Below are 16,718 nucleotides of genomic sequence, written 5' to 3' on the forward strand. Positions count from 1 at the left end.
GCGAACCAGCGACCGGCCGCCTCCGCATCCCGCACGATCCCGCACGGGCGCGCGGTCACTCCGGCTGCCGGCCCAGACGCCGCAGGAGTGCGCGCAGCCGGGGGTGGCGCGCGTGCGCCTCCGCCGAGCGGCGGCCGAGCTCCTCGCCGAGGCGTTCGGTGCGCTCCTCGATGTCGAGTTCGGCCAGCACCCGGTCGATCTCGGCGAGGAGCGCGCCGTGCAGCTGCCACTGGCGCGGATGCTCCTGGACGTCCTCCAGCAGCAGGTCGGCCACCCGGTCGCGGGTGGCGCGGCTGCGGACGAGCGCGTCGGCGAGCCTGTCCTCCGCCGCCTCCGCGTCGGCGGCGAGCTGGGTCGTGACCAGGACGGCGAAGCTCTCGATCGCCTCGGCGAGGTGGCCGAAGAGTTCCTGGAGCAGTTCCGTCACATCGGCCGGGAACAGCGACTCCTCGGTGCGTGCCTTCGCCAGGTCGGTGAGGGTGCGGGACAGGACGCGCAGGACGACGGCGCAGATCTCCAGCGTGTCGAGCCCGGTGCGCAGGACGACCCGGTGCAGCAGCCCCTGTCTCACCCTGGGGTTGAGGGTGAGACTTTCCTCCGCCTGTCGCAGCGAGGCGTCGACCTCGACGATGTCGTGGTCGAGCCTGCGGGCCTCGTGCAGCCGGGCGGCGGCCCGGGAGACGGGGTGGTTCCCCACCACCTCCTCACCCATGCTGCGCAGCATCGTGCCCATCCGGGCGGCCAGGGACTCGATGGAGGAGCCGGCCGAGCCGACCCAGACGGGCGGGGCGAGGAGCAGGTTGAACAGGAGTCCCACGACGGCGCCGATCAGCGTCTCCCACACCCGGTCCCAGGCGGTGTCGGCGACCTGCGAGACGCCGAGGACCAGCATGGCGCTGATCGCCACCTCGGGCACGAACTCGTTGACCCGCACCAGCCGCCCGATCAGCAGCGAGGTGAAGATGGTGAGGCCGAGGCTCCACCAGCTCAGCCCCACCAGGGAGCTGAAGGCGATGGCGATGAGGACGCCGACGACGACCGAGTTCACCCTGCGGACGCCGGTGGTGAGGGTCGCGTAGAGGGTCACCTGGACGACCAGGAGCGCGGTGAGGGGCGCGGTCAGCGGGGCCGGTTCGGGCAGCGCCCAGACGGCCACGGAGTACGCGATGACAGCGGCCGCCGTGGAACGCAGCGTCTGCACCCCGGCGGGTTCGGTGGTGCGCTGCACGAGTTTGACGACGGGGGCGGAGACTCGGGGCATGCCCTGACGGTGCCCCGAATCGCCCCGCCGCAGCGCTCCCCCGGCCCGCGCTCCGCCGTACGGCCCTGTACCCGGGCGGTACGGCGGACGGCATGCGCGGAGCCGCGGACGGAGAGACCCTGGAGGCATGGCTGTTCTGCTGAATCCCCCAGGAGAGACACCGCCGGCCGAGGGCTCCATCAGCGAGGCCCACGAGGAACGCGCGGACGGAGGGCTGTGGGAGCATCCCGGCGTCTGGACCGCCCTGATCGTGATCGGTGCGCTCGTGGTCGCCGGATTCTTCCTCGCCCGGATCTTCGGCTACGGATGAGCCGCGAGGTCTCCGCATCGGCGCGCCGGATCGCCGACGTGCTGCTGGAGGAGTGCGGGCGGACGTACGCGGCGGAGGCGGGGATCCGGCTGCGCGACACTCCGCAGCCGCTCTACCAGCTCCTGGTGCTGAGCCACCTGCTGAGTGCCCGGATCCGTGCCCCGGTCGCCGTGGCCGCCGCGCGGGCGTTGTTCGCGCACGGTATGCGCACCCCGCGCCGGATGGCGGACGCGACCTGGCAGCAGCGCGTGGACGCGTTGGGTGAGGGCGGCTACCGCCGCTACGACGAGCGGACCTCCACCCAGCTCGGGGAGGGGGCGCACCTCGTCCTCGACGTCTGGAAGGGCGACCTGCGGAGACTGCGCGCGGAGGCGGACGGCGACGGAGGGGCGTTGCGGGCGGGGCTCCGGCGCGTCCGGGGGATCGGACCGGCCGGGGCCGACATCTTCGTACGCGAGGTGCAGACGATCTGGCCCGAGATGGGGTTCCTGGCCGGTGCGAAGGCCCTCCAGGGGGCCGAGCGGCTCGGTCTGCCCACCTCCCCCGGCAGGCTGTCCGAGGTGGCGCGCGACCGGGATGGGGCCGCGTTCGCCGCGGCGCTGGTCAGGGCGGCCCTGGACCGGGAGATCGTCGAGACGGTCCGGGAGGCCGCGCGCCGGAGGAAATGAGCGCCGCTCACGGACCTCCCGGGACCATCGCACCTCCCGGGGTCGCCGCGCGGACTCGCGAAGGCGCCCGTGCCGTACGCGACGGGCACGGGCGTCTCGCTTCTCTCAGCGGTCGGAGGCTGCCCGCGATGCGCGCGCCAGGGCCTCCTCGCGGCGGGCCTCGGCCTGTTCCTTCCTGCCCTCGGCCTTCAGCCGCTCGTCCTCGAGGGCGATGCCGTCCGATTCCTTGATCATGCCTTTGAGCCTTCGCGCCTTGGCGCGGGCTATCTCGGTGCTCTTTCCCACAGCTGCCTCCATGCCGCGAGGGAGATACGCGCTTCTCCCTCCACTATGCATACCCGCGCGGCAGAACGCAGGGGGCACGGGCCGGCAGAACCTACAGGAGCGGATCCTCGTCCTCGTCCGGTCCGCCGCCCTCGACGCGCAGCGCGAGGTCCTGGAGGACGTCGGCCGACGACACGTCGGTCTGTCCGGAGTCGTGGACCTGGGCCAGCATCGTGAACGCGAGGGTGAAGGCGCTCACGAGCTGTTCGACCGCGCCGCCGACCTCGCGTCCGACGACGTTGACCACCTCCTCGACGGAGAAGTCGTCGGGGATGGCGATGTGGGGCATCGTCTCGTTCAGCAGGGCGGTGACGGCGCCCGCTCCCGCGTCCAGATCTTCCCGTTCGAGGTCCGCCTCCAGCAGACGCTGCATTTCGCGCGCCTCCGTGAGGATGCCGATCACGCGCTTCACGACTTCCCGTTGCTCCATGGGCGCGAGCATAGGGCGTGCAACCCGGTCGCAACGTCCGGTCGAGTTGACTTGCGTCCGGTTGTCGCAGCGTGGCGCGGCCGAGAAGGGGCAGGTCCATGGAGTGTGACCCGAAATCTCCCGCCGTCGAGCTGACTCCCGCCGCGGCCGGTCTGCTGCGGCGGCTGCGGGCGGACCACGGCCCGTTGATGTTCCATCAGTCGGGCGGCTGCTGCGACGGCAGCGCGCCGATGTGCTACCCGGCCGGTGAGTTCCGTACCGGGGACGCCGATGTGCTGCTGGCGGCGCTCGCCGTCGAGGGGATGCCCGAGAGCGTGCCGTTCTGGATGTCGCGGAGCCAGTACGCGGTGTGGGCCCACACCCGGCTGATCGTGGACGTGGTGGAGGGCCGGGGCAGCGGATTCTCGTTGGAGGCCCCGGAGGGCGTGCGGTTCCTCATCCGCTCGCGGCTGGCGGACGGATGAGGAAGCGCACGGCCCGTCAGTGCGTGTCGCGCACGGCGACGATGCCGTTGAAGACGCCCGCGTAGGCGGTTCCGTCGGGGCCGATGGTGATGGGCGCCCAGTTGTTGTCGTACGCGGGTCCGGTGCCGGTGAGCGTGCGCCAGCGGCGTTCGCCGGTACGGAAGTCGACGGCGGTCAGATACCAGGCGTCGATGCCCAGCGCGTTGGGCTCCTTCTCGTAAAAATAGAGCAGTCCGTTGGCCGTGGACAGTTTGGGCACGGTGGAGGGCGAGCGGACGGCGCTCTCCCACACGGTGTCGCAGCCGCTGCCGTCGGGCCGTACGTCGATGCGGGTGACACCGCCGACGACGCTGCGGCCCAGCAGCAGCGAGGTGGGGTTCTCGTAACCGTAGTTGTTCTCGACGACGAGGCTGTCACCCCAGCTGATCAGCGAGTTGTCGGTGGTGGAGCGGCCGTGGGCGAAGACCGGGACCGAGCAGACGAGACGGCGTTCGGCGGGGACGTCGACGCCCCGGCGGAAGACGAGGACGTTCATCCGGTCGTCCGCGTTGTCGGTGATCGCGACGTATTCCCCGTCGGTGCCGAACAGGTCGGGGGTGGTGCCGGAGCCCTGGTTCACCGAGCCGGGCTTGGTGCCGGTGCCCCGGTCGTACGTCTGGCGCCACTGGATGCGCGGGGTGCCGTCCTCCTCGGCCGTGAAGCTGTAGAGGGCGTGGTCGGAGACGATGGAGACCGCGTCCTGGTCCACGGAGAAGGAGTTCTGGATCTCCTCGCCGTCGAGCCGGACGGACCGGATGGCCGAGGTGTCGGGGTCGACCGTGCCGACCCGGCCGAGCCGGGTGACCCACCAGATCCGGCCCTGCCAGTCGGGCATCACGGAGGTCACCGGGTCGCAGGTGCCGCTGGGGAAGAGGTTGGTCCAGGACACGCAGTCGTGCGGGACGTGACCCGTGAGGTCCCAGTCGTCCTCGACGACGAATTCCCAGCGCGCGTCCGCGCCCTGCCGGTGGGCGATGCGCAGGACGTGCTGGCGCGAGTCGGCGAGGACGACCCGGTCCTGGTCGTCCAGGTAGAAGTAGGCGCCGCCCGAGGTGTCCTTGAAGATCTTGGAGAAGTCGAGGCGGGTGATGGCCTCGACCGTGGAGGACCGCTGCGGCAGTTTGTATTCGGCGAGCGTGTCGAGGGTGCGCGGGTCGAGCAGTTTGAGCAGGAAGCCGGTGAACGTGCCGCAGACCGTGATCAGCCGGCCGGCCGCGTCGAACGTCGCGGTGGCGCACTCGCCGCCGATCGGGGCGATCTTCTCGCTGGTCACCTCTGGCGCCCGGCCGAGCGGTCCGGCGTAGGGGTGGGTGCCGCTGCCCGCCGCGTCCGCGTGCATGCCGCTGCGGCCGTTGGGCGCGAGGAAGGGGTGCTGCGGGGGCGCCTGCCCGGGGACCGGCGACGCGGTGGCGGGAGCGCCCTCGTACCCCTTGACCAGACGGTGGCCGGGGGCCTTGGGGATGTCGTCGGCCTGCGCGGGGGAGGTGGGCCCGGCCAGGGTGAGGGTGGCGACGGCGAGCGTCAGGGCCAGGGCACGGGCGAGCGCTCTGCGGTACGGCGGGGGCATCGGGCTCCTCGGTTACGGACGGGGGTCGCGCCGCCGCCCGACGTTAGGACGCACCCCTTGAAGTGTCCATGGAAAGCAGGAGGGTTTCGCGGGCACGACACACCGCCGCAACACCGCGCCATGTGCGGCAACACCCGCGACCGCCCGCACCACTCCGGGCCGTACCGGGCCGCGCCCTATCCGCGCGGCGGCGGCTTCGGACGCGAGCGGTTCTCCAGCATCGCCCGGCGGATTCCGGCCGCCGCGGAACGTGCGTGCTCCGGCGTCGCGGTGTGGTCGGCGACCGAGGTGACGAAGCGGTGCAGCGGCTGCCGGCAGCGGGTGCACGGGGTGTCGGTGGTGACGCGGTGGCCGTCCTCGCACTGCGGGTCGGAGCACGACCCGGGCATCAGCAACTGCTCGGCGATGTCCTGGGCGCTCCAGCGGCGGCGGCCGTCCTCGTCCTTCTCGTTGAGGGCGTGGGCCCAGCGCAGGTTCCAGCGGCGTTCGATGCGCTCACGGAGGAGACCCGCGCTCCGGTTCGCCAGCTCCTGATGGATCAGGTCGTGGACGGTGCTCGGGACCCGGCCGCCGAGCGCCTGGAGGAGCTGCTGCGGCAAGGCCTGGAGGACATAGCCGCGCGGGTTGCTCTTGGCGCTCTCCCGCCAGCGGTCGCAGCCGCAGGATCCGTCGGGGCGCTTCGGGGCGTGGCAGCGGCCGCACAGGCCGCGGCACTCGGCGCACAGCCCTCCGTCGAGCCCGTCCAGGTGGGGCGCGGGCGCCCGGCCGCACTCCTGGCAGCAGGCCGCGCACGGACCGCAGAGCCGTTCGTTGCCCGCTTTCGTCGTCCAGGTACGCATCTGGCACCGGCAGCAGAGGCCGGTGTTGCAGTACTCGTGGTGGGCGGCGCCCGAGTGCCGTCCGGAGGGCGGAAAGGACATCTGACCATTGTGCGGGATGTCCGGGGGCGGCGCGGACAGACCGCCGGGACCGGGGCCCGGGTCAGGGGTGGAGGCCGCTGACCAGGTCGGCGGTGGCGCCGATGCCGTCGTGGATGGTCGGCGCCATGCTCGTACTGGCCAGGAGGAAGCCCAGCAGGGCGCAGACCAGCGCGTGCGAGACCTTCAGCCCTCCGTTGCGCAGGAAGATCACCGCCAGGATCGTCAGAAGCAGCACCAGTGAGATCGAAATGGCCATGGCCAACCTCCTCCGCCGCGCCTGATTTGCGGCATTCGGCCGCCAGTGTGGCGCAGCGGAGGGGCTGTTCGGCGGACTGGCGTGTCCGCCGAACGGGTACTTCCGGCCCGGTGGGCGTTACGGGGTCGGGGCTCCGTTCCCGCGAGCGCGGAGGAAGTGTTCGAGTCCGGCCAGATCGTCGGTGTTGAGGTGGTCGACCCCGGCGGCGAGCAGTTCGGACCAGACGGCCTCGCGTTCGGGTCCCGGCAGGTCGGGCGTGGCCCAGAAGCGGATGCGGCGGCCCTCGCGGTGGGCGGTGGCGACGAGGGTGCGGAGCCGGTCGCGCTCGGCCCGGGGGAAGGGGCCCGCGCCGCGCCAGCCGAAGCTCTCGGTCCAGTTGGCGCTGACGAGCGGGGCGAACGAGGCGGGGGCCGCGGTGCCGAGGTCGTCGAGGCGGCCGTCGTAGAACGCGTACCGGGTGCGCTGCGCCTCCATGGGGGCGCGGGCGGCGCGGTCGCCGGAGATCACCGGGGTGACCGCGCCGGGGTGGACGCGGCCGTGGCGGTAGCGGGTGAGGATCCGGCGGTGGCGGCGCAGTTGCCGGTCCAGCTCCTGGTAGGCGGCGACGCCGTCGGCCTTGATGTCGATGAGGAGTTGCAGCGGGGCGCGGTGGTGCGGGTGGACGCCGCCGTGCCCCGCGCGGACCAGGGCGGCGAGCGGGTCCAGGTAGAGCGAGGTGAGCGTGCGGGTGGGGTCGAGGTCCGCGGGCTCGTGGGCGACGAGCAGCTCGCCGTCGACGAGGAAGACGTCCGCCTCGACGCTGGTGAAGCCGTGCGCGAGCGCGTCGTGCAGCGGCCGGGGGTGCAGGTAGTCGTTGTGCGCGTGGGCGTGGCGTAACGGACGCGGGCCGCGCGGACGGGCGGGCGCGGCGGCCGCCGTCGCGGTGGGGACGGCGACTCCCGCGGCGGCGGTGGCGAGGGCGACCGTGAGCGCGCGGCGGCGGATGAGGTGGGCCATGGGGACTCCCTGAGCGGCGGACGGGCGGGGTGGACGGTCGCGTCGAGTATGGAGTCGCGACCCAGCCATTGGGCAGGTACCTGCCAAGAGTTGGCCGGACCGTCGCCGGTCGGTCGGCCGGGCCGCATCCGCTGTTCGCCGATTCCCGTGCGGCCTCCGCTGTACCCCGCGCGTGACGTGCGCTCAGCCGACCGCGACGCGCTCGCTTCCGGCGTTCCGCTCGCCCCAGCGGACCGTACGGTCGCACCAGCGCTCCAGCAGCACCCGGTCGTGGCCGACGGCCAGCAGGGCCGCCCCGGACTCGGAGCGGTAGCGCTCGACCACCGAGACCAGGGCCGCCGTGGTGGACGCGTCGAGCATCGCGGTCATCTCGTCGCAGATCAGCAGCCGGGGCTCCAGCACCAGGGCCCGTGCCAGACAGGCCCGCTGGAGCTGGCCGTCGCTCACCGCGTGCGGGCGGCGCTCCAGCAGCTCCTCGGAGAGGCCGACCAGCGGGGCCAGTTCACCCACCCGCCCGGGGACCTCCCGGCGGCGCCCGGTGGACCGCAGCGGCTGGGCGATCAGTTCGCGCAGGCTGAGCCGGGGGTCGGCGGAGAGCCGGGGCTGCTGGAAGACGACGCCGACGGCCGTGCGCTGCTCGCGCGGGGCCCGGTGCCGCCAGCCGCGTATCACCGTGCCGTCCAGGGTCATGGTTCCGGCGTCGGGGCGGTGCAGGAGGGCGGCGACCTTGGCCAGGGTGGACTTGCCGCAGCCGCTGGGGCCCAGCAGCCCGACCGCCTCGCCCGCCGCGACGTGCAGGGAGACATCGCGGACGACGGGGTCGCGGCGGTCGTATCCGGCGGTGATCCGGGTCAGCTCGAGCATCGGTGTCTCAGGCATCGGCGGCCTCCTTGAGGGGGTGCGGCCTGCCGGTCAGCGCGTGGTGGCAGGCCAGGTCCGCGTCGAAGGCCGGCTGTTCGCCGGTGCAGCGGGCATCCGCGTACGCGCAGCGGGCGGCGAAGGCGCAGCCGTCGGGCAGCGCCCCCAGCTCCGGCGGCATGCCGGGGATCGGGGCGAAGTCCCGCTCGGGCAGGGCGTCCAGCAGCCCCTTGGCGTACGGGTGGCGGGGGCCGGGTGCGCCGAAGAAGGGGGCGGCGTCGGCGATCTCGACGATCCGGCCGGCGTACATGACGGCGACCCGGTCGGCGATGCGTTCGGCGGCGGCCAGGTCGTGGGTGATGATCAGCAGCGCGCGGCCCTCGTCGGTGTGGCGGCGCAGTTCGTCCACCGTCCGCTCGACGAGGTCCCGGTCGAGTCCGGTGGTCGGTTCGTCGGCGAGCAGCAGCGGGGCGTCGCCGATCAGGGCGAGGGCGGTCGCGGCGCGCTGGGCGAGGCCGCCGGAGAGCTCGTGCGGGTAGCGGTCGAGGTGGCCGTCGGGGAACGAGGCGCGGTCCGCCGCCACCACGGCGGCCTTGCGCAGTTCGCTCCCCCGCACCCCGGTCAGCTCGCGCAGGCTCTCCTCCAGCTGGGCCCGGACGGTGCGCACGGGGGTGAGGTGGGCGGCGGGACTCTGCGGTACGAGGCCGATGCGCCGACCCCGTACCGTACGGGCGAGCGTGCGTTCATCGGCGGTGAGCAGGTCCAGGTCCCCGCCGAGCACCGCGCTGCCGGTGGTGGCGGCGTTGGCGGGCAGCAGTCCGAGCAGGGCGGAGGCCAGGACGGACTTGCCGCAGCCGCTCTCGCCGACCAGGGCCAGGCACTCCCCCGGTGCGACGGAGAAGCGGGCGTCGGTGACGGCGGCGATGTCCCGGCCGCCGCGCATCCGGAAGCGGACGGAGAGGTCCCGGACGTCGAGGGCGGGTACCCCGGTGTTCTCACGGGCGTCGGTCACAGCATCAGCTCCGATTTCCGGCGCGGGTTGATCCGGTCGCGCCAGGCTCCGGCGAGTCCCGCGAGCGCGAGGGTCGGGATGATCAGGAAGAGGCCGGGGAAGAGGGTGGGCCACCAGTCCCCCGCGAGCAGCGATCCGCGCGCGGACTGGACGAGGTTGCCGAGGCTCGCCTGATGGGCCGGGAGGCCGAGGCCGAGGAAGGAGAGCGCGGACTCGTGCCACATGGCGTGCGGCACCATCAGCACGGCGGCCAGTCCGGCCTGCGGGAGCACCCCGGGCAGCAGGTGCCGCACGATGACCCGGGTGCGGGAGGCCCCGCCGGAGACGGCCGCGTCGATGAAGGGGCGCGAGCGCAGCGAGAGCACCTCGGAGCGGACGATCCGGGCGGTGGAGATCCAGTGCGTCAGGGCGACCGAGATGATCACCGGCCAGACGCCGGGCCGGAACATCGCGACGATGAAGATGCCGAGCAGCAGATGCGGGATGGAGGACAGGGCGTCGACGACGCGCATCACGACCCGGTCGGTCCAGCCGCCGAACGCCCCGGCGAGCGCGCCGATCGCGGTGCCGATGACGGTGGCGGTGAGGGCCGCGACGAGGCCGACGAGCAGCGAGACGCGCAGGCCGTAGACGCAGCGCAGCAGGAGGTCGCGGCCGACGTCGTCGGTGCCGAACGGGTGGGCCCAGGACGGCGGGTCGAGCTTGTTGGCCAGGTCGACGGCCTGCTGGTCGAGCTGGGCCAGCGGCGGCACGACGAGGACGGCGAGCGCGACGGCGACGACGATCGTGGCCGAGGTGACGATCCGGACGCGGCGGGTGGTGCGGCCGGGGAGGGCGAGCGTGGTCTCAGCCATCGAAGGCCACCCGGGGGTCGGCGAGTCCGTAGAGGAGGTCGGAGAGCAGGTTGCCGAGCAGCACGGCGGCGGTGGCGAGCACCGTGAGCGCGGCGAGCAGGGAGAAGTCCACCGAGGTGGCGGCCTCCACGGTGGCGGCGGCGATGCCTGGCCAGCTGAAGACCGTCTCGACGAGCAGCGCGCCGGTGATGAGTTCGGGGACGCGGGAGCCGATCAGGGTGAGCATCGGCAGCATCCCGGAGCGCAGGGCGTGGCCGAGAAGCACGGTGCGCTCGCTCAGCCCGCGGGCGCGCGCCCCGCGCACGGGGTCTTCGGCGAGGGCGTCGGCGACCCCTTGGCGTACGTACAGGAAGAACCACGGCAGCTGGGAGACGCCGAGGACGGCGGCGGGCAGCACGAGGTGCGAGGCGACCTGGCCGAAGGTGACGACATCGCTGGCGGCGTCGGTGAGCCCGCCGGCCGGGAGGACGTCCAGCTTCAACGCGAAGAACCAGATGGCGAGGAGCCCGAGCCAGAAGGCGGGGGCGGCCTCCAGGGTGTACGCGGCGGAGCTGACGCACCGGTCGAGCCAGCCGCCGGGCCTGCGGGCGGCGAGGACGCCGAGGCCGGTGCCGAGCAGGATCGCGATCAGGAAGGCGGTGGCGGCGAGCAGGACGGACCAGCCCATGCGCTCCGCGATGACGTCGGCGACCGGCTGGCGCATGAGGCTGGAGTCCCCGAAGTCGCCCTGGAGCGCGGAGGTCAGCCAGTCCCACCAGCGGGCGACGAGCGGCTGGTCGACGCCGAGGTTGGCCCGCAGCTGGTCGAGGTTCTCCTGCGACGCGGTGAGCCCGGCGGTGCCCGCGTAGGCCTTGACCGGGTCGAAGGGGGACGCGGCGGCGACGGCGAAGACGCCGAAGGTGACGACGCCGAGGACGGGGACGGCGAACAGGGCCCGCCGTCCCGCCATCCGCGCCATCGGCCCCCAGGGGAGGCGGTGGCTCACTTCTTCGAGCCCCCGGCGCTCTTCGTGGACCACTTCTCGACGTTCCACCAGGGGCCGGAGGCCAGCCCGTGGTCGTGCGGCTCCACCTGGGTGGTGAGGGAGCCGAAGCGGTCGTCGACGACGTAGAGGTGGTCGATGTGGGTGAGGAAGGTGTAGCCCGGGTTCTTCACCAGCTCACGCTGGACGGTGTCGTAGGCCTTCTTGCGCTCGGCCTTGTCGCCACTCCTGCGGCCGGCCTCGATCGCGGTGTCGACGGCCTTGTTGTCGTACCAGGCCATGTTGTTGAAGCCGTCGCCCGCGAGGGAGGACTTCAGCAGGGTGTACTGGTCGAAGTCGGGGTCGGCGGGCGAGCCGCCGCCCGCGAGCACGGCGTCGTGCTTCATCCGGGGCTCGATGACCTCCCAGGTGCCGGCCTCGGCGGTGATGGCGATGCCGGCCTTCTTGGCGTCGGAGGCGTAGGCCAGGGCGTGCTCCTGGCGGAGCTTGTCGCCGGTGAGGTACCAGAGCGGGAACGCGGCGCGCACGCCGTCCTTGACCCGGACGCCGTCCTTGCCGGGCTTCCAGCCGGCTTCGTCGAGGATCTTCTTCGCGGCGGCGAGGTCGTGGGGGCGCTCGGTGCCCTTGGTGAACCACTCGCTGTCGGTGGGGACGGGCCCGTAGGCGGGCTTGCCGTCGCCGTTGAGGATGGCGTCGACCATGGTCTCGCGGTCGACGGCGATGTCGAGGGCGCGGCGCACGGCGGTGTCTCCGGCGACCTTGTTGTGGGTCGGGAGCGTCACCGTGCGGTAGTCGTAGGTGGTGGCGGCGTAGGTCTTCTTGCCCTTGTCGTCCGCGAAGCCCTTGGCGAGGTTGGGCGGCAGGATCGCGCCGTCGAGGTCGCCGGAGCGCAGCCGGGTGGCGCGCACGTCGTCGTCCTTGATGATCGCCATGGTGAACTTCTTCACCTCCGGCTCACCGCCCCAGTAGTGGGGGTTGGCGGTGAAGCTGAGCTTCTCGCCCTTGGACCACTTGGTGAGGACGTAGGGCCCGGTGCCGATCGGCTTGGTGGTGAAGGCCCCGGTGTTGACGTCCTGCTTGCCCGCGATGTGCTCGGGGGCGATGGGCAGGACGGTGCGCTGGGCGAACGGCGCGTAGGGGTACTTGAGCGTGAAGACGACCGTGTCGTCGCCCTTCGCGGTGACATCCTTGACGGCGTCCAGCTCTGTGCGGGAGGCGTTGTTGGTCTTCTCGTCGAGGATGGTGCGGTAGGTGAAGACGACGTCCTTGGCGCCGAACGCCTTGCCGTCGCTGAACTTCACGCCCGTGCGCAGCTTGTACGTGTAGGTCAGGCCGTCGGCGCTGACCTCGGGGAGTTCGGCGGCGAGGGCGGGGCGGAGCTTCATGTCCGCGTCCAGGGCGAGCAGTCCGTCGAAGATCTTGGAGTTGCCGTCCTTGCCGTAGCCGAGCAGCGGGCTCAGGCTGTCGGGCTCGTAGGCGATGCCGACGACGGCCGAGGTGGACCCCGATCCGGAACCGCTCTTGGCGCTGTCCGGGTTCGAGCAGGCTGCCGCGGTCAGGGACAGGGCGGTCGCCAGTGTGGCGGCGACCGCCACCCGTATCGATCGGGCCGTCATACTCTGCACATCCCTGTTGAAGATCGGCTGTTATTGCGAACAGCACGCAATTAAACAGCACGTAAAAGGCCCTGGTACACCCCGCCTCGACCGGCGGGACGCGTGCACCGGGGCCGGTACGACAGGGGATGGCCTCTCAGGGGGCCGGCCCCGCCCGCCTACAGCGAGGCGTCGGCCAGGTCGATGGTGAGTACGTCCTCGTCCCTCGTCGGGTGCTCGATCGTGATCGAGCCGTCCGCGCCGGCGTAGGCACCCGTCCCCCCGGTGATCGCGAAGACGTGGGACCACGGCTGCGCGTTCACCGGGGGCTCGGTCAGGGCGGGAAGCGGCCGCTGGAAGGCCGTGGCCGCCGTGATCAGGCCGTCGTCGAGGCTCAGGACGAGCGTCGCCAGGACGTACGACCCGTCCAGCCCCACGGCGACCGGCAGGCAGTGCGCGTTCTCGGTGCCCACGATCTCGCCCTGCGCGTCCGACAGGTCGTACCGGACGAAGTACGGGACGCCGGCCGTGAGGACGTCCGGGATGTTCGCGCCCGTGCGCCTGCCGGTCAGGACGATCCGGCGGTCCGCCCTGCGCGCCGCGTGGGCGGGCCCGCCGGCCCCGGCGACCAGTCCCCCGGCGATGGTCGCCGCCGAGGCCAGTCGCAGCATGCTCCTGCGATCCGTGTCCGTCATAGCCGCCTCACACCCTTGTCCGTCGTGTCCGTGGGGCGCACACGCGCCCCACGGACAAACGCCCACCGAGGCGGAACGGATCGCCTCGCACGCGCACATCACCGGATCGGACGAGCGGGCCGGTGTACCCAGGGGCGATCAGGGGCTACGGGGCCGGCAGCTCCGCCAGTTCCGCGACGGCCTGCCGATGGCCGCCCGCCGTGCCGTACGCGATCGAGTCGGCCTTGGCGCGCTTCAGGTACAGGTGCGCGGGGTGCTCCCAGGTCATGCCGATCCCGCCGTGCAGCTGGACGCACTCCTCGGCGGCGTGGACCGCGACGCCCGAGCAGTACGCCTGGGCCACCGCGACGGCGAGCGGGGCGTCGGGGCTGTGGGTGGCCAGCGCGTCGGCGGCGTTGCGGGCGGCGGCGCGGGCCGAGACGATCTCCAGCCAGAGCTGCGCCATCCGGTGCTTGAGCGACTGGAACGAGCCCACGGGCCGGTTGAACTGGTGGCGTTCGCGGGTGTACCGCACGGTCTCGGTCAGGCACCACTCGGCGATCCCGAGCTGTTCGGAGGCGAGTAGTCCGGCTCCGGCGAGCAGTCCGCGCCGTACGGCGGTGGCGCCGGTTTCCGCGTCGGCGAGCAGGGTCCCGGCCGCCCCGGTCAGGGTGACGGCGGCGAGCGGGCGGGTCAGGTCGAGCGGGACGAGCGCGTCCACGGTGACGCCGGGGCCCGAGGCCTCGACCGCGTACAGGCCCTCGGCGGTCGGCACCAGCAGCACATCGGCGGCCGCCGCGTCGGCGACGCCGCGTACCGTGCCGTCCAGCGAGGTGAGGACCGCGTCCGCCCCGGCGGGCGGGGTCGCGAAGGGCACGGCGAGCACGGCCGTACGGGCGCCCGAGGCCAGTTCGCCGAGGAGCGCGGCGGCCGGTCCTTCCTCCCCGCCCAGCGCGAGCAGGGTCTCGGTGGCCACGACGGAGCTGGTCAGATACGGGGCGGGGGCGACGCTGCGGCCCAGCTCCTCCAGGACGACGGCGGCCTCGCGGTGGGACGCGCCCTGGCCGCCGAGCTTCTCCGGTACGAGGAGTCCGGCCGCGCCGATGCCGCCGGCGAGCGAGGCCCACAGCTGCGGGTCGTACGGCGTGTCGGACTCGGTCGCGGCGATCACCGTCGGCGCGTCGGCCCGGTCGGCGAGGAGGGCGCGCACGGCGGAGCGCAGGTCCTCCTCGTCCTGCGAGTAGAGCAGGTCGGGGGTGGCGGGGGGCTGGGTGGGCGCGGTCATCGGCTCAGGTCCTTCCAGGCGACGTCCTTGTCGTTGCGGGGTTCGGAGGGCAGGCCGAGGACGCGCTCGGCCACGATGTTCAGCAGGACCTCACTGGTGCCGCCCTCGATGGAGTTGCCCTTGGAGCGGAGATAGCGGTAGCCGGCGTCCCGTCCGGTGAAGTCGACCAGCTCCGGGCGGCTCATGGTCCAGTCGCCGTACAACAGGCCCTCGTCGCCGAGCAGTTCGACTTCCAGGCCGCTGATCTCCTGGTTGAGCCGGGCGAAGGCGAGCTTCATGCCCGAGCCCTCGGGGCCGGGCTGTCCGGCGACGAGCTGCTGGCGGAGCCGCTCGCCGGTGAGCCGGGCGACCTCGGCCTCCACCCAGAGGGTCAGCAGGCGCTGGTGGGTGTCGGGGGTGCGCAGGTCGGGGCGTTCGCGCCAGGTCTTCGCGACCGGGCCGATCATGCCGCCCTCGCGCGGGATGCGGGAGCCGCCGATGGAGACGCGCTCGTTCATCAGGGTGGTCTGGGCGACCTTCCAGCCCTCGCCGACGGGGCCGAGGCGACGGCTGTCAGGGATGCGTACGCCGGTGAGGAAGACCTCGTTGAACTCGGCCTCGCCGGTGATCTGGCGCAGCGGCCGGACCTCGACGCCGGGGTCGGTCATGTCGCAGATGAAGTAGCTGATGCCCCGGTGCTTGGGCAGGTCAGGGTCGGTGCGGGCGATGAGGATCGCCCAGCGGGCCAGGTGGGCGCTGGACGTCCAGACCTTCTGGCCGTCGACGATCCAGTCACCCGTCTCGTCCTGGACGGCCCGGGTGGCGAGGGCCGCCAGGTCGGATCCGGCGCCGGGTTCACTGAAGAGCTGGCACCAGACCTCCTCGCCGACCCACAGGGGGCGCAGGAAGCGTTGCTTCTGTTCCTCGGTGCCGAAGCCGAGGACGGTGGGGGCGGCCATGCCGAGGCCGATGCCGATGCGGCGCGGGTCGTTGTCGGGCGCGTCGGCCGCGGCGAGTTCGGCGTCGGCGACCTGCTGGAGGGAGCGGGGCGCGTCGAGTCCGCCGAGGCCCACCGGGTAGTGGACCCAGGCGAGGCCGGCGTCGAAGCGGGCCTTGAGGAACTCGGTGCGGTCGGTGGTGGCGGGCGGGTGCGCGGCGAGCAGTTCGCGGGTGCGGCGGCGGACGTCGGCGGCGTCGACTGCGGGGCTCATCGGGCGCCTCCGGGCAGGACGACGATGCGGCCGGTGCTGGTGCCGTCGGCGACACGCTGGACGGCGTCGGCCGCTCCGGCCATCGCGACACGCTCACTGACCAGGGGTTTGACGATGCCCTGTGCGGCCAGCTTGGTCAGCTCGTCGTGGCAGGCGCGGACGGCGGCCGGGTCCTTGGTGTTGTAGAGGCCCCAGTGCAGTCCGACGACGGAGTAGTTCTTCACCAGGGCGTGGTTGAGGCCCGGGGTGGGGATGACGCCGCTGGCGAAGCCGACGACGAGGATGCGCCCCTCGAAGGCGATGCACTTGACGGACTTGGCGTACGCGTCGCCGCCGACCGGGTCGTAGACGACGTCCGCGCCGCGCCCGCCGGTGGCTTCCTTCACGGCGGCGACGATGTCCTCGGAGCGGCGGTCGATGACCAGGTCGCAGCCGAGTTCACGGGCGACGGCGGCCTTCTCCGGGCCGCCGACGACGCCGATGACCCGCGCGCCCGCGGCCTTGCCGAGCTGGACGGCCGCGCTGCCGACGCCGCCCGCCGCCGCGTGGACGAGAAGCGTCTCGCCCGCCTCGAGGTTGGCGCGGCGGTGCAGGCCGAACCAGCCGGTCTGGTAGCCGATGTGCAGCGCGGCCGCTTCGGCGTCGTCCAGGGCGTCGGGCGCGGGCAGCAGGGCCGCCTCGTCCGCGACGACGTACTCGGCGAAGCCGCCGTGCGGCAGGGCCGGGGTGGCGAGGACCCGTCGGCCGTCCTCGGTCGTGCCGCACACCTCGACGCCCGGGGTGAACGGCAGCGGCGGCCGCACCTGGTACTGGCCCCGGCAGAGCAGGGCGTCGGGGAAGTTGACGTTCGCCGCGCGGACCTCGACGAGCACCTGCCCGTCGCCGGGGGTGGGCCGGTCCGTCTCCTCCAGCCGCATCACCTCGCCCGGCTCGCCGTTCCGGTGCACTCGCCATGCCTGCATGAGGGGCCTCCACAACACTGTCGAACACGGTCGGCATTACCACTGCTCCGGCGCATACTAAGCGGTCGCTT

The 16,718-nt window shown here is 72.9% G+C and carries 19 protein-coding genes; 3 read left to right on the forward strand and 16 right to left on the reverse strand.

Annotation, left to right across the window (positions count from 1 at the left end):
• Positions 1-55: 55 nt before the first annotated feature.
• Complete coding sequence (locus ACIQPT_RS00695) at positions 56-1,261, reverse strand: aromatic acid exporter family protein (RefSeq protein WP_401150921.1); 1,206 nt, start codon at positions 1,259-1,261, stop codon at positions 56-58.
• Between the two features lie 127 nt (positions 1,262-1,388).
• Here ACIQPT_RS00695 and ACIQPT_RS00700 point away from each other — a divergent pair, with 127 nt between their 5' ends.
• Both ACIQPT_RS00700 and ACIQPT_RS00705 read left to right on the forward strand, forming a co-directional pair.
• Positions 1,389-1,571: a DUF6480 family protein gene (locus ACIQPT_RS00700; protein WP_006129330.1), complete on the forward strand. Its 183-nt coding sequence runs from the start codon at positions 1,389-1,391 to the stop codon at positions 1,569-1,571.
• Entirely contained in the window at positions 1,568-2,239 is a 672-nt protein-coding gene (locus tag ACIQPT_RS00705; RefSeq protein WP_401150924.1) for an endonuclease, read from the forward strand. The genes ACIQPT_RS00700 and ACIQPT_RS00705 overlap by 4 nt, the downstream gene beginning before the upstream one ends.
• Positions 2,240-2,344: 105 nt before the next feature.
• On the opposite strand, the gene ACIQPT_RS00710 is transcribed toward ACIQPT_RS00705, so the two are convergent.
• Positions 2,345-2,524: a hypothetical protein gene (locus tag ACIQPT_RS00710; RefSeq protein ID WP_401150926.1), complete on the reverse strand. Its 180-nt coding sequence runs from the start codon at positions 2,522-2,524 to the stop codon at positions 2,345-2,347.
• Positions 2,525-2,615: 91 nt separating this feature from the next.
• Positions 2,616-3,005 carry a hypothetical protein gene (locus ACIQPT_RS00715; protein WP_401150928.1) on the reverse strand — a complete coding sequence of 130 codons (390 nt, stop codon included), beginning with the start codon at positions 3,003-3,005 and terminating at the stop codon, positions 2,616-2,618.
• 86 nt (positions 3,006-3,091) lie between these two features.
• On the opposite strand from ACIQPT_RS00715, the gene ACIQPT_RS00720 reads away from it, so the two are divergent.
• On the forward strand, positions 3,092-3,457 hold the full coding sequence (locus ACIQPT_RS00720; protein WP_401150931.1) for a DUF779 domain-containing protein: 366 nt from the start codon (positions 3,092-3,094) through the stop codon (positions 3,455-3,457).
• 16 nt (positions 3,458-3,473) lie between these two features.
• On the opposite strand, the gene ACIQPT_RS00725 is transcribed toward ACIQPT_RS00720, so the two are convergent.
• The 13 genes from ACIQPT_RS00725 to ACIQPT_RS00785 form a co-directional block, all read right to left on the reverse strand.
• A complete protein-coding gene (locus ACIQPT_RS00725; RefSeq protein WP_401150933.1) occupies positions 3,474-5,063 on the reverse strand; it encodes a hypothetical protein in 1,590 nt (529 codons plus the stop codon).
• A 176-nt stretch (positions 5,064-5,239) separates the two neighbouring features.
• Positions 5,240-5,983, reverse strand: coding sequence for a hypothetical protein (locus tag ACIQPT_RS00730; RefSeq protein WP_401150934.1), 744 nt, complete (start codon positions 5,981-5,983; stop codon positions 5,240-5,242).
• 61 nt (positions 5,984-6,044) lie between these two features.
• Entirely contained in the window at positions 6,045-6,239 is a 195-nt protein-coding gene (locus ACIQPT_RS00735; protein ID WP_401150937.1) for a hypothetical protein, read from the reverse strand.
• A gap of 117 nt (positions 6,240-6,356) precedes the next feature.
• Positions 6,357-7,235: a phosphatidylinositol-specific phospholipase C/glycerophosphodiester phosphodiesterase family protein gene (locus ACIQPT_RS00740; RefSeq protein ID WP_401150940.1), complete on the reverse strand. Its 879-nt coding sequence runs from the start codon at positions 7,233-7,235 to the stop codon at positions 6,357-6,359.
• Between the two features lie 183 nt (positions 7,236-7,418).
• The gene (locus ACIQPT_RS00745; RefSeq protein WP_401151576.1) at positions 7,419-8,099 is read right to left on the reverse strand and encodes an ABC transporter ATP-binding protein; all 681 of its coding nucleotides are present in this window, start codon (positions 8,097-8,099) and stop codon (positions 7,419-7,421) included.
• A 7-nt stretch (positions 8,100-8,106) separates the two neighbouring features.
• Positions 8,107-9,105 carry an ABC transporter ATP-binding protein gene (locus ACIQPT_RS00750; RefSeq protein WP_401150943.1) on the reverse strand — a complete coding sequence of 333 codons (999 nt, stop codon included), beginning with the start codon at positions 9,103-9,105 and terminating at the stop codon, positions 8,107-8,109.
• Positions 9,102-9,959 carry an ABC transporter permease gene (locus tag ACIQPT_RS00755; protein ID WP_401150945.1) on the reverse strand — a complete coding sequence of 286 codons (858 nt, stop codon included), beginning with the start codon at positions 9,957-9,959 and terminating at the stop codon, positions 9,102-9,104. Before ACIQPT_RS00755 ends, ACIQPT_RS00750 begins: the two co-directional genes overlap by 4 nt.
• The gene (locus ACIQPT_RS00760; RefSeq protein ID WP_401151579.1) at positions 9,952-10,917 is read right to left on the reverse strand and encodes an ABC transporter permease; all 966 of its coding nucleotides are present in this window, start codon (positions 10,915-10,917) and stop codon (positions 9,952-9,954) included. The genes ACIQPT_RS00755 and ACIQPT_RS00760 overlap by 8 nt, the downstream gene beginning before the upstream one ends.
• Before the next feature lie 23 nt (positions 10,918-10,940).
• On the reverse strand, positions 10,941-12,557 hold the full coding sequence (locus ACIQPT_RS00765) for an ABC transporter substrate-binding protein (protein ID WP_401150947.1): 1,617 nt from the start codon (positions 12,555-12,557) through the stop codon (positions 10,941-10,943).
• A 158-nt stretch (positions 12,558-12,715) separates the two neighbouring features.
• Positions 12,716-13,231, reverse strand: coding sequence for a hypothetical protein (locus ACIQPT_RS00770; RefSeq protein WP_401150949.1), 516 nt, complete (start codon positions 13,229-13,231; stop codon positions 12,716-12,718).
• 145 nt (positions 13,232-13,376) lie between these two features.
• Positions 13,377-14,495, reverse strand: a complete 1,119-nt coding sequence (locus ACIQPT_RS00775; RefSeq protein ID WP_401150951.1) for an acyl-CoA dehydrogenase family protein — start codon at positions 14,493-14,495, stop codon at positions 13,377-13,379.
• Complete coding sequence (locus tag ACIQPT_RS00780) at positions 14,492-15,685, reverse strand: acyl-CoA dehydrogenase family protein (RefSeq protein WP_401150953.1); 1,194 nt, start codon at positions 15,683-15,685, stop codon at positions 14,492-14,494. Before ACIQPT_RS00780 ends, ACIQPT_RS00775 begins: the two co-directional genes overlap by 4 nt.
• Complete coding sequence (locus tag ACIQPT_RS00785) at positions 15,682-16,647, reverse strand: NADPH:quinone oxidoreductase family protein (protein ID WP_401150956.1); 966 nt, start codon at positions 16,645-16,647, stop codon at positions 15,682-15,684. The genes ACIQPT_RS00780 and ACIQPT_RS00785 overlap by 4 nt, the downstream gene beginning before the upstream one ends.
• Between the last annotated feature and the right edge of the window lie 71 nt (positions 16,648-16,718).

Source organism: Streptomyces sp. NPDC091289, from assembly GCF_044757365.1.
Classification (GTDB): domain Bacteria; phylum Actinomycetota; class Actinomycetes; order Streptomycetales; family Streptomycetaceae; genus Streptomyces.

Excerpts from the sequence above, each read along its gene's own strand:
- ACIQPT_RS00705 (WP_401150924.1), top strand. The coding sequence starts at position 1,568 with ATGAGCCGCGAGGTCTCCGCATCGGCGCGCCGGATCGCCGACGTGCTG.
- ACIQPT_RS00755 (WP_401150945.1), bottom strand. The coding sequence starts at position 9,959 with ATGGCTGAGACCACGCTCGCCCTCCCCGGCCGCACCACCCGCCGCGTC.
- ACIQPT_RS00695 (WP_401150921.1), bottom strand. The coding sequence starts at position 1,261 with ATGCCCCGAGTCTCCGCCCCCGTCGTCAAACTCGTGCAGCGCACCACC.
- ACIQPT_RS00730 (WP_401150934.1), bottom strand. The coding sequence starts at position 5,983 with ATGTCCTTTCCGCCCTCCGGACGGCACTCGGGCGCCGCCCACCACGAG.
- ACIQPT_RS00785 (WP_401150956.1), bottom strand. The coding sequence starts at position 16,647 with ATGCAGGCATGGCGAGTGCACCGGAACGGCGAGCCGGGCGAGGTGATG.
- ACIQPT_RS00765 (WP_401150947.1), bottom strand. The coding sequence starts at position 12,557 with ATGACGGCCCGATCGATACGGGTGGCGGTCGCCGCCACACTGGCGACC.
- ACIQPT_RS00720 (WP_401150931.1), top strand. The coding sequence starts at position 3,092 with ATGGAGTGTGACCCGAAATCTCCCGCCGTCGAGCTGACTCCCGCCGCG.
- ACIQPT_RS00740 (WP_401150940.1), bottom strand. The coding sequence starts at position 7,235 with ATGGCCCACCTCATCCGCCGCCGCGCGCTCACGGTCGCCCTCGCCACC.
- ACIQPT_RS00745 (WP_401151576.1), bottom strand. The coding sequence starts at position 8,099 with ATGCTCGAGCTGACCCGGATCACCGCCGGATACGACCGCCGCGACCCC.
- ACIQPT_RS00700 (WP_006129330.1), top strand. The coding sequence starts at position 1,389 with ATGGCTGTTCTGCTGAATCCCCCAGGAGAGACACCGCCGGCCGAGGGC.
- ACIQPT_RS00715 (WP_401150928.1), bottom strand. The coding sequence starts at position 3,005 with ATGCTCGCGCCCATGGAGCAACGGGAAGTCGTGAAGCGCGTGATCGGC.
- ACIQPT_RS00780 (WP_401150953.1), bottom strand. The coding sequence starts at position 15,685 with ATGAGCCCCGCAGTCGACGCCGCCGACGTCCGCCGCCGCACCCGCGAA.
- ACIQPT_RS00775 (WP_401150951.1), bottom strand. The coding sequence starts at position 14,495 with ATGACCGCGCCCACCCAGCCCCCCGCCACCCCCGACCTGCTCTACTCG.
- ACIQPT_RS00735 (WP_401150937.1), bottom strand. The coding sequence starts at position 6,239 with ATGGCCATTTCGATCTCACTGGTGCTGCTTCTGACGATCCTGGCGGTG.
- ACIQPT_RS00725 (WP_401150933.1), bottom strand. The coding sequence starts at position 5,063 with ATGCCCCCGCCGTACCGCAGAGCGCTCGCCCGTGCCCTGGCCCTGACG.
- ACIQPT_RS00760 (WP_401151579.1), bottom strand. The coding sequence starts at position 10,917 with ATGGCGCGGATGGCGGGACGGCGGGCCCTGTTCGCCGTCCCCGTCCTC.
- ACIQPT_RS00770 (WP_401150949.1), bottom strand. The coding sequence starts at position 13,231 with ATGACGGACACGGATCGCAGGAGCATGCTGCGACTGGCCTCGGCGGCG.